1 tRNA gene is annotated in these 285 nt (G+C 49.8%); it reads right to left on the bottom strand.

Annotated elements, in window-relative coordinates:
* Positions 1-207: 207 nt before the first annotated feature.
* A tRNA-Ala gene (locus PQR08_RS38805) sits at positions 208-283 on the bottom strand.
* Positions 284-285 lie beyond the last annotated feature (2 nt).

Consider the following 285-nt stretch of genomic DNA (forward strand, 5'->3'; position numbering starts at 1 on the left):
TACCTTTTCATACTTGATACAATCACTACCCTGATGCCCCTACTCACACCCATCTCTAAGTGCTTTCAGCGCATCTCTTTACTACTTCTTCCAGATTGTTAAAGAACGTTTAGCCGATCGGGTCACTTCACTACCCAACAGCATCAACTGGCTATAGTCGCCAATGCACAACGTTGAATCGCCATTCAGCGCTGTGCATTGAGGACTTGGTGGAGGATGACGGGATCGAACCGACGACCCCCTGCTTGCAAAGCAGGTGCTCTCCCAGCTGAGCTAATCCCCCTA

It is taken from the genome of Caballeronia jiangsuensis (genome assembly GCF_046030135.1).
GTDB lineage: Bacteria > Pseudomonadota > Gammaproteobacteria > Burkholderiales > Burkholderiaceae > Caballeronia > Caballeronia jiangsuensis.